This is a genomic window from Maribacter sp., assembly GCF_039968975.1.
In the GTDB taxonomy this organism is placed as follows: Bacteria; Bacteroidota; Bacteroidia; order Flavobacteriales; family Flavobacteriaceae; genus Maribacter.
The window spans coordinates 1-5,912 of sequence record NZ_JBDVOT010000274.1 but is presented as its reverse complement, the minus strand read 5'-3'; the positions used below and the strand labels follow the sequence as shown (position 1 = coordinate 5,912).

6 protein-coding genes are annotated in these 5,912 nt (G+C 35.4%); 3 read left to right on the top strand and 3 right to left on the bottom strand.

Annotated elements, in window-relative coordinates; genetic code table 11:
• On the top strand, nucleotides 1-352 hold a 352-nt coding region (locus ABJI11_RS18505), incomplete at its 5' end, for a squalene/phytoene synthase family protein (RefSeq protein ID WP_348355748.1).
• The gene (locus ABJI11_RS18500) at nucleotides 352-798 is read left to right on the top strand and encodes a sterol desaturase family protein (protein WP_076547864.1); all 447 of its coding nucleotides are present in this window, start codon (nucleotides 352-354) and stop codon (nucleotides 796-798) included. The genes ABJI11_RS18505 and ABJI11_RS18500, both read left to right, overlap by 1 nt.
• Before the next feature lie 24 nt (nucleotides 799-822).
• Here the strand turns inward: ABJI11_RS18500 and ABJI11_RS18495 are convergent, their stop codons facing one another.
• Complete coding sequence (locus ABJI11_RS18495) at nucleotides 823-1,377, bottom strand: TlpA disulfide reductase family protein (RefSeq protein ID WP_348355744.1); 555 nt, start codon at nucleotides 1,375-1,377, stop codon at nucleotides 823-825.
• A gap of 78 nt (nucleotides 1,378-1,455) precedes the next feature.
• Entirely contained in the window at nucleotides 1,456-3,729 is a 2,274-nt protein-coding gene (locus ABJI11_RS18490) for an aconitate hydratase (RefSeq protein WP_348355742.1), read from the bottom strand.
• A 331-nt stretch (nucleotides 3,730-4,060) separates the two neighbouring features.
• Between ABJI11_RS18490 and ABJI11_RS18485 the strand changes: the two genes are divergently transcribed.
• The gene (locus tag ABJI11_RS18485) at nucleotides 4,061-5,503 is read left to right on the top strand and encodes an aminotransferase class V-fold PLP-dependent enzyme (protein WP_348355739.1); all 1,443 of its coding nucleotides are present in this window, start codon (nucleotides 4,061-4,063) and stop codon (nucleotides 5,501-5,503) included.
• 105 nt (nucleotides 5,504-5,608) lie between these two features.
• Here ABJI11_RS18485 and ABJI11_RS18480 read toward each other — a convergent pair.
• On the bottom strand, nucleotides 5,609-5,912 hold a 304-nt coding region (locus ABJI11_RS18480; protein ID WP_348355736.1), incomplete at its 5' end, for an aconitase family protein.

The window sequence follows — 5,912 nt, the reverse complement described above, 5'->3', positions numbered from 1 at the left end:
TTCTGCCTTTCAAAAAGTAAACTTCTTGAGAGATGTGAAAGCTGATTTTGAAGAATTAAACAGATCTTATTTTCCTAACACAAACCTTAAGGAGTTAGATGAAGATTCTAAGAAAAGAATAGTTGACGAGATAAAGGCAGATTTCAAAAAAGGCTATGAAGGAATCGTTGCCCTACCTACAGATGCAAAATTTGGTGTTTACACCGCGTATAAATATTATTACAAGTTGCTCAATAAATTGCAGAGCACCCCGTCTTTAGAAATAAAGAACGCAAGAATACGAGTTCCCAATTATCAAAAATTTGGGCTATTGGCACGTTCTTATGTAAAATTTAAAATGAATTTGGTATAATGAATATAGTAATCTGGATATTGATTTTTCTAGGAACGTTCTTGTTCATGGAATTTATGGCGTGGTTTACGCACAAGTATGTAATGCATGGTTTTCTGTGGAGTCTTCATAAAGATCACCATAAAAAAGATCACGACTCATGGTTTGAAAGAAATGATGCATTCTTTATTTTTTATGCAATTGTTAGTATGTCTTTATTCTATGCAGGTACTACCGGTTTCTGGTATGGCTACCCACTAGGGTTCGGAATTTTGGCTTACGGAATAGCCTACTTCTTAGTGCACGATATTTTTATTCACCAACGCTTTAAGCTTTTTAGAAACGCTAACAATTGGTATAGCAGAGGTGTAAGAAGAGCACATAAAATGCACCATAAACACATTGGCAAAGGTGATGGTGAATGTTTTGGGATGCTATTTGTGCCGTTTAAATATTTTAAAAAATAAGAGTCAAAGAAGCAATCTCTTAATTTATTCTGAGATAAGTTGATTAAGAAGCTTATCTACCTTTTCATTGTCCCAATCAGCAATAGCATTTTGGTGAATTACAATAGCTCCATTTTTATCGATGACATAAGACCCAGGCGGTTTTAATAATGATAATGGACTTGGCTCACCAATAATTTGATAGGTAACAGGAAAAGTATATCCTTGTTCTTGCATAAAAAGCTCTACAGGTGCTCTTTCTTCATTTGTAATTATATAGAACTTCATCTTATTACCATAAGTATCATAAAGGTACTGTATGTCTTTTAATTGAGCCTGAGAAGGCATATGCCAAGAAGTCCAAAAAGTAATGAAGGCAACCTGACCTTTTGCTTCATCAAAATTAAAAAATTTCCAATTGGCATCTTTTAACTTCCAATCGTAGTCAGTTATCTTACCTCGGTTTTCAGGTTGTATAATTGTTGGGGAAGTGGCAAAAAACCTGTTGAGAATAATCTTGCTGTAATCACCCAAAGGGGTAACAAAAAAAGAAAGCACAAAAGCAATGATCAATAAGGTAAAAACCGTTTGTCTCTTCATAAAAGTTTTATAGGGGTCAAAACTAAAAAACTCCTGATTAATATCAGGAGTTTTCCTCACAAATTTTAAGTTGTTGAATTATGAGGCATTTTCTCTTTTTATAACATTTAAAGCTGAACCTTCTCTATACCATCCAATTTGAGCGGCGTTATATGTATGATTCACTTTAATTACATCCTTACTACCATCTGCATGAACAACCTCAACGGTCAATTGTTTGTCAGGAGCAAATTCTGCTATATCCAAAAAGTTAAAAGTATCATCTTCTTGTATTAAGTCATAGTCACTTTCATTATCAAAAGTTAACCCAAGCATACCTTGCTTTTTAAGGTTTGTCTCATGAATACGTGCAAAAGATTTTACAATTACTGCAGCAACACCTAAGTGACGAGGCTCCATTGCCGCGTGCTCACGTGAAGAACCTTCACCATAATTATGATCACCCACAACAATACTTCTTATTCCTGCTGCCTTATATGCACGTGCCGTGTCTGGCACACCGCCAAACTCTCCGTTCAATTGATTCTTGACCATGTTGGTTTTTTTACCAAATGCATTGACCGCACCAATTAAACAGTTGTTAGAGATATTATCTAAATGCCCTCTGAATCGTAACCATGGTCCTGCCATAGAAATATGATCCGTAGTACACTTACCAAATGCTTTTATCAACAATTTAGCTCCCATTAAACTTTCGTCTTTTATAGGAGTAAAAGGCTCTAATAATTGTAATCTTTCAGATTCCGGAGAAACTTTAACCTCTACACCTGAACCATCTTCATCTGGGGCAAGGTAACCTGCATCTTCCACTTCAAAACCTTTAGGAGGCAATTCCCACCCTGTAGGTTCGTCAAACATAACTTCTTCACCTTTCTCGTTAATCAACTTATCCGTCATCGGATTAAAGTCCAATCTACCTGAAATAGCAATAGCCGCAGTAATTTCCGGAGAAGCTACAAAGGCATGAGTATTAGGATTACCATCTGCACGCTTGGCAAAGTTTCTATTGAAAGAATGTACTATACTGTTCTTTGGTGCATTTTTAGGATCACTGTAACGTGCCCATTGACCTATACATGGTCCGCATGCATTAGTAAAGATTTTGGCATCTAGTTTTTCAAATATTCCAAGAATACCATCACGATCAGCTGTATAACGCACTTGCTCAGAACCAGGGTTAATACCAAGTTCAGCTTTCATTTTAATTCCTTTATCTATTGCTTGTTGTGCAATTGAAGAAGCTCTTGACAAATCCTCATAAGAAGAGTTAGTACAAGAACCGATCAGTCCCCATTCAACCATTAATGGCCATTCATGAGAAGTAGCCTTTTCTGTCATGTCATCACCTACCTTAGTAGATAAATCTGGAGTAAAAGGACCATTTAATAATGGCGTTAATTTAGAAAGGTCTATTTCAATAACCTCATCAAAATATTGCTCAGGGTTTGCATATACCTCAGCATCTGCAGTTAAATGCTCTTTCACCTCGTTTGCAGCATCGGCTATATCCGCTCTATCGGTAGCTCTTAAATAGCGTTCCATAGACTCATCATAACCAAATGTAGAAGTTGTTGCCCCTATTTCTGCACCCATATTACAAATGGTACCTTTACCTGTACATGATAAAGATTTTGCACCTGAACCAAAGTATTCAACTATTGCCCCGGTTCCACCTTTAACGGTAAGAATTTCGGCAACTTTTAATATCACATCTTTTGGTGCTGTCCATCCAGAAATAGTTCCGGTTAATTTAACACCTATTAATTTTGGAAATTTAAGCTCCCAAGCCATGCCTGCCATTACATCAACAGCATCTGCACCACCAACACCAATAGCAACCATACCCAATCCACCTGCATTAACAGTATGAGAATCGGTACCGATCATCATACCACCTGGAAAAGCATAATTCTCCAAAACTACTTGGTGAATAATACCTGCGCCTGGTTTCCAGAAACCAATTCCGTATTTATTTGAAACAGACTCCAAGAAATCAAAAACCTCTGCACTTGTGGTATTCGCCGATTTTAAATCTGCCGTAGCACCGCTTTTAGCTTGAATTAAGTGATCACAGTGAACTGTAGTCGGCACGGCAACTTTTGGCTTACCGGCTTGCATAAATTGCAATAAAGCCATTTGAGCAGTAGCATCTTGACAAGCAATACGATCCGGAGCAAAATCAACATAATCCTTTCCTCGGGTGAATGCTTCGGTCGGGCTACCATCCCATAAATGAGAATATAAAATCTTTTCTGATAATGTAAGTGGTTTACCTACTATCTCTCTTGCCTTGTCTACACGTTCCGACATGGAAGCGTAAACTTTTTTAATCATATCTATGTCAAAAGCCATAAAATCTATTTATAAAAATTGTTAATCTTTCTTATCCGTACAAGATACAAAATGTAAGGTGATTTTAAGAGCGCATATGAAATTAAGAATGATTATAAAAAGTAAACACATATACCTTAAAGCGTCTCAATTTAGCCGTAAAATACTACCTAGTAGTATCCATTTATACCAAGATTTGAACTAAAAACATTACAGCAAGGTTAGTCTTTCACATACTAATTGAGTATATATTTATAAAAAGGATATTTATTAGCCCTAATCTTCATCTTAACCTCTACAAACTTTTATAAGATTTAAACTTCATGTACTTTACAAAAAATTAAAAATTTCCATGACATCACCTTTCCATTTATCAAAAGAAGAAATGCAATCCTACGGTTATAAAATTGTAGACTTCATTGTTGAGCATTATACAGAAATTGAAAATAAAAACCCGGTAAGTATTGCTACAAGAAAAGAAATGGATTCTCTTTTTTTACAAGAAGCTCCAGACGAGGGAATGCCTGCAGATGAAGTTTTAAACTTTGTTATGGACAATGTAATACCAAACTCCAATATTTCCGGTCATCCAAAATCATTTTCATTTGTACCAGGACCAAGTAATTTTATAAGCGCAATTTCCGATTCCCTTGCAACAGGTTTTAATATTTTTTCTGGCGGATGGATTGTTTCTCCTGCTGCGGCCGAGCTAGAAATAGTTACTTTAAATTGGCTTTTAAAGATGTTTAATTTCCCAATAAAGAAAGGCGGAGGAATTTTTACAAGCGGTGGTTCTATGGCTAATTTAACAGCTTTAGTTACCGCAAGAAGAGTAAAATGCGGTGATGACTTTTCTAATGCTATTATTTATTTGTCTGACCAAGCCCATTCGTCCAACATCAAAGCCATTAGGGTTTTAGGATTCAAAAAAGAACAAATTAAAATAATCCCCACAGATTTAGAGTTCAAGATAAGCATCAATAAACTTAAAAATGAAATTGCTAAAGATAAAATTGAAGGCAAGAAACCTTTTTGCATTATAGCTTCTGCAGGCACTACAAATACAGGAACCGTAGACCCTCTAGATACATTAGCAGATATATGTGAAAAGGAAAAACTTTGGTTTCATATTGATGGCGCCTATGGTGGCGCTGCAATTTTATCCGAAAAAGGCAGTAAACTATTGCAAGGTATTGAACGTGCAGATTCTTTAACTGTAGATCCTCACAAATGGTTTTTTCAACCTTATGAAATCGGTTGCTTATTAGTAAAGGATTCCTCTTGGCTAAGCAATACCTTTAGCGAAAAACCAGAATACCTAAGAGATATAGAAGGCAATGAATCTGAAATTAATTTTTACGATTATGGTATTCAGCTTACTAGAAGGTTTAGGGCCTTAAAATTTTATATGTCTATAAAAACATATGGTCTAAATGCTTTTAAACAGGCAGTAACGTACAATATTGATCTAGCTGATAAGACGGAAGATATATTAAGAGAAAGTGCAAACTGGGAAATTGTTTCGTTAGCAACTTTGGCTATTATTAATTTTAGATACAATCCGTTAGAATTAAAACTATCCGAAACTGAACTAGATACGTTAAATCAAGAAATTTCAGCAAGGGTCGTGGCTTCTAAAGAAGCACTTTTAGTAACTACTATATTACAAAACCAAGTAGTCATTAGAATGTGTCTAATTAATCCGGATACTACGTTAAAACATATTAAAGACACCTTAAACCAATGCGAAACATTCGCAAAGGAGATTCTTTTAGATTGGAAATTAAAGGCTTGATATACAAGTAAAATTGCCAGTATACTGAGTAATCAGTGATTTTTAAAATAAAAAAGTCCGAGCTAAAAACTCGGACTTTTAATATATTATAAAGAAGTTAAATGATTATCTCACCAATTGCTTTGTAGAAGGTTTAAACTTCGTTAAAACGATGCCATCAACAGCTGCTTCATATTCTGCCATCGTTGGCGTTCTTCCTAAAATTGTAGATAATACAACTACTGGAGTTGAAGATAATAATGATTCACCTTTTTTCTCGCCAGTATCTTTTACAACTCTTCCTTGGAATAAACGTGTAGAAGTTGCCATTACCGTATCTCCTGGTTCAGCTTTTTCTTGGTTACCCATACATAAGTTACATCCTGGACGCTCTAAATACAACATGTTTTCATATTTAGTACGTGCTAAT

What these genes read in the sequence shown, in the direction of transcription:
- ABJI11_RS18500 (WP_076547864.1), top strand. Translation starts at nt 352, where the DNA reads ATGAATATAGTAATCTGGATATTGATTTTTCTAGGAACGTTCTTGTTC.
- ABJI11_RS18490 (WP_348355742.1), bottom strand. Translation starts at nt 3,729, where the DNA reads ATGGCTTTTGACATAGATATGATTAAAAAAGTTTACGCTTCCATGTCG.
- ABJI11_RS18485 (WP_348355739.1), top strand. Translation starts at nt 4,061, where the DNA reads ATGACATCACCTTTCCATTTATCAAAAGAAGAAATGCAATCCTACGGT.
- ABJI11_RS18495 (WP_348355744.1), bottom strand. Translation starts at nt 1,377, where the DNA reads ATGAAGAGACAAACGGTTTTTACCTTATTGATCATTGCTTTTGTGCTT.